The organism is Bradyrhizobium sp. (genome assembly GCF_035309285.1).
Classification (GTDB): Bacteria; Pseudomonadota; Alphaproteobacteria; order Rhizobiales; family Xanthobacteraceae; genus Bradyrhizobium.
Map to the genome: position 1 here is coordinate 1 of NZ_DATGFH010000168.1, position 3,629 is coordinate 3,629.

Genomic DNA, 3,629 nt, shown 5'->3' on the forward strand with positions numbered 1-3,629 from the left:
ATGCGGCCGAAGCCGAACGCCTCGTAGAACGGCTCCCTGCCTGGAACCGAGTATAGAATGATCTTCCGGTGCGAAGCCGACAGGCGCACCAGCCTCGCCACGATCTCCTTGCCAAGGCCGCGCCCCTGCTGGTCCGGCAGCACCGCGATGTCGCAGAGATAGGAGCAGTCGCGGCCATCGGCCAAAGCGCGGCCGGCGCCGACGAGCCGGCCGTCCTCAAAGACGAAGACGCGGAACATGCTGTTCTCGAACACAAGCTTCAGATCGGCAGGCCGCTTGTCGCCGAGCGGGGCCACGCGATAGAGCGCGGAGAGTTCGTCCCAATCGATGGAGGCGAGATCATCGGTGAAGGCAAGCGGCATTTTTTCGATTCTCACTTCCGCGCGGCGGCGACCGCGGCCACCACCTCGGCGGCGTCGGGAAAGTGGCCCTTGGCGCGCTTGGCGACGACCTTGTCGCCAACCTTCACCTCGAACACGCCGCCGGTGCCAGGCACCAGTTTCGCGTCGACGGAGAGGCGCTCCCGCAATGCCGTTGCCGCGTCCTTGGCGCGCTTCTCGTAGCCGCAAGGGCGGCAATAGGTGATCGAGACGTCTTTCATGGCAAACTCCTGTTGGTTTGGGGCCAGACAAATTTTCGATCAGGCGGCATGCTGCTGATGGCGGGCGGTCACGGCCTTGATGCCGGCGATCCAGCCGGCGACCGAGCGGCCGATGGCGTCTGGATGATCCTCCTGCAGATTATGCCGTCCGCTCCCGAGCGGCACCACGGAGATGTGCCGCATGTTGGCGGTAAACTCCGCGGCATAGGCCGGCGTGATCAGGGTGCCCGGCTCGCCCACGAAGAGCAGCTTCGGATAGGTCGAGGCCTTAAGCGCGTCGAGCGAGGATGAAAGCGCCTGATGCATGTCGGCCGGCTCGCCCGCGATCGGCAAATCGCGCGGCAGCGCCAACATCGGGCGGCGGCTCTTGGGGTCAGCAAATGGCGCGCGATAGACCGCCATGTCCTCGTCGGTGAGCGGGTGGGCCACCGCGCCCGGCAGGACGCGCTCGATGAAGGCATTGCCCTCCAGGATCATCGCTTCGCCCTCGCCTGGCGTCCTGAATTTGCGGAACGCCTCGCGCGCGGCCGGCAGCTGGTGGAAATCCTCATAGCTCGAGGCCGGGCGGACGAATTCCATGAAGGCAAGGCCGCGCACGAAATCCGGCCGGCGTGCAGCAAGATGGTAGGCCAGCGCCGCGCCCCAGTCCTGAGCGACGAGATAGGCCGAGCTGATGCCAAGGCTATGGATGAACGCATCGAGATAGTCGACGTGGTCAAAAAAGCGGTAGGCGATGTCAGGCTTGCCGGACTGGCCGAAGCCGATCAGGTCCGGCGCGATGCAATGCGCAACCGGGGCCACATGCGGCAGGATGTTGCGCCAGATGTAGGACGAGGCCGGATTGCCGTGCAGGAACAGCGCCACCGGCGCGTCGGTGTCTCCGGTCTCGCGATAGGCCATGGTGCTGCCCAGGACGAGCTGGCGGCGAACAAAGATCTCGGCTTGCTTGGTCATGACGGCTCCTTGAACACGGTTTGGAAGGCGATGGTCTTGAAACGTTCGAGTGCGGCCGGGCTGCGCTCGACCTTCATGCGCAGCATCGCGCCCTGCCAGGATGCCAGCAGGAAGTCGGCGAGTTCGTTCGCGTCGAAATCGGAAGCGATCTCCTTTGCCGCCTGTGCCTCGCGGATGCAGGCCGCGAACGGCACGCGCCATTCGGCGAAGATCGCCTCGAGTTGGCTGCGCAACAGTTCGCTGCTGCCGGAGGCTTCCAGGCTGAGGTCGCCGATCAGGCAGCCGCGGGCAAAGCCGTCGGCCTCCAGCCTGCCGGTGATGATGTCGAGATAGCGCTGCAGCCGCTCACGCGGTGAGAGCGAAGTGTCGTCGAGCGCCTGCGCGACCAGGAGGCGCACATGGGCGAAGTAGCGCTCCAGCACCTCGGAGGCGAAGGCCTCCTTGGAGCGGAAATGGTTGGTGAAGGACCCGATCGGCGCGCCGGCAACCGCGGCAACGTCACGCACGCTGGTGCCGTGATAGCCGGTGCGGAACATGGCCTTGAGGCCGGCGTCGAGGATGGTGTCACGGAGGGATGGCTTGGGCATACAAGGCATAATACGTACGTACGTATTATAGTCAAGCGTGAAAATATACTTTCAAAATCAAAACCATACGTCGATGGAAGCTGAGGGGATGCTACGCCGCCGGCTTCCCCGTCGACCGCGAGACCACCCAATCGCGCAGCCACGAGCCGATCGCACAGCCGACGAGGTAGCAGGCAAACAGGACCAGGCCGAGGTCGAGCCAATAACCGAAGCGCCCGGGCACGATCCTGGCGGCGGCAAGTCCCACGAGAACGGCCGCCAACAGGGCGAGCCAGCGCGCCGTCACCTTGCTCACGCCGCGCGCGCGGTGGACCACCGCGATCCAGCCCATGCCGAGCCCGAGCAGGAAGGAGGCGGTGAGCCAGCCCCAATGGAACGCCACGAGATACGCCATGCTCACCTCACCAGGAACTCGACGCGGCGGTTTTGCGCCTTGCCTTCGTCGGTGTCGTTGCCGGCGATCGGCTGCGTCGAGCCATAGCCGACCGCGGTGAAGCGGCTCGGCGGCAGGCCGGCCTTGACCAGGTAATCAACCACCGCCTGCGCGCGTTTCTCCGACAGCGCCTGGTTGAAGGCATCTTCGCCGTCGCCGTCGGTATGTGCGGCGACCTCGATATTGGCGGTCGGACAGCGCAGCGCGATCTCGATCAGCCGATCCAGCAACGCCGTGGAATCCGGATCAAGCGTGGCGCGCGCCTGGTCGAAGCGGATCTTTCCTTTGGCGAGCACCTCGGAGAAGAGCTGCTGGCAGACGGTGGGATCGACCGGGGCCGCGGCCGGCTTGACCGAAATTTCCGGCTTGAACTGGAAGCCTTGCGGAAAATTCTTGCCGAGCCCGGCGCGGATTTGCGCAGCGGCGCCCTCATAAAGCGCATCACCCGACAGCTTCACCTCGCGATCCGAGACGACCAGCGTTCCGGTCGAGAGCCGCGACAGCGCGCCCAGCGCCGTCACCACGGCGGGGGAAAAGCCGGATGGCGCGCCGACGCTGGCCTTGACCTTGTCGACCACCTTCTCCGCGAAGAATGTTCGCGCGGCAGCCGCCGTGATCGCCGCATGAACGCTGTCGTCCGGCACGTAGCCCGATAAGGTCAGCGTCAGCGCGACCGGATCCTTGTAGGCCTGGAAGATGTAGGGCGGCGCCTTGACGTCGTTGGCGGCGACCTTGAATCCCTCGGGCAGATTCGTCAGCGCCGCGGCGATCGCCTCGCGCCCGCCAAGGTCGCGCGCCATACCGGACAGCGATACGCTGGTATCGGAAATTGTGACCTTGCCGTCCTTCAATTTTTTGACCTGATCGAGCAACAGCAGGGCTGCGGCATCGAAGTGGTTTGGCGCGCCGCGCGAAAGCGCCATCTGGTCGACCACCTCGACGCCGGAAATCCTGGCGCGCGCCGCCTCGACAAGCCGGCCCTTGCTCGCCGGCAGCGGCGCACTGCCGCGGAGCGTGACGCGGGCGACGTCCCGCTCGGCCGACCACACGAAAG

6 protein-coding genes are annotated in these 3,629 nt (G+C 65.5%); all 6 read right to left on the minus strand.

The genetic code is table 11. The features are described 5' to 3' along the window. The coding region (locus VKR55_RS30185) for a GNAT family N-acetyltransferase (RefSeq protein ID WP_324409052.1) at positions 1-362 on the minus strand (362 nt) is incomplete at its 3' end. A gap of 11 nt (positions 363-373) precedes the next feature. Then, complete coding sequence (locus VKR55_RS30190; protein ID WP_324409053.1) at positions 374-601, minus strand: Rdx family protein; 228 nt, start codon at positions 599-601, stop codon at positions 374-376. Between the two features lie 39 nt (positions 602-640). Further along, positions 641-1,555 (minus strand): haloalkane dehalogenase, encoded by a 915-nt coding sequence (locus VKR55_RS30195; RefSeq protein WP_324409054.1) that lies wholly within the window; start codon positions 1,553-1,555, stop codon positions 641-643. Further along, a complete protein-coding gene (locus VKR55_RS30200) occupies positions 1,552-2,142 on the minus strand; it encodes a TetR/AcrR family transcriptional regulator (protein ID WP_324409055.1) in 591 nt (196 codons plus the stop codon). The genes VKR55_RS30195 and VKR55_RS30200 overlap by 4 nt, the downstream gene beginning before the upstream one ends. A 91-nt stretch (positions 2,143-2,233) precedes the next feature. Further along, on the minus strand, positions 2,234-2,536 hold the full coding sequence (locus VKR55_RS30205) for a hypothetical protein (RefSeq protein ID WP_324409056.1): 303 nt from the start codon (positions 2,534-2,536) through the stop codon (positions 2,234-2,236). Between the two features lie 2 nt (positions 2,537-2,538). Continuing rightward, the coding region (locus VKR55_RS30210; RefSeq protein ID WP_324409057.1) for an OmpA family protein at positions 2,539-3,629 on the minus strand (1,091 nt) is incomplete at its 5' end.

Bases quoted from the DNA above. Each gene is read 5' to 3' on its own strand.
- VKR55_RS30190 (WP_324409053.1), bottom strand. From the start codon at position 601: ATGAAAGACGTCTCGATCACCTATTGCCGCCCTTGCGGCTACGAGAAG.
- VKR55_RS30195 (WP_324409054.1), bottom strand. From the start codon at position 1,555: ATGACCAAGCAAGCCGAGATCTTTGTTCGCCGCCAGCTCGTCCTGGGC.
- VKR55_RS30200 (WP_324409055.1), bottom strand. From the start codon at position 2,142: ATGCCCAAGCCATCCCTCCGTGACACCATCCTCGACGCCGGCCTCAAG.
- VKR55_RS30205 (WP_324409056.1), bottom strand. From the start codon at position 2,536: ATGGCGTATCTCGTGGCGTTCCATTGGGGCTGGCTCACCGCCTCCTTC.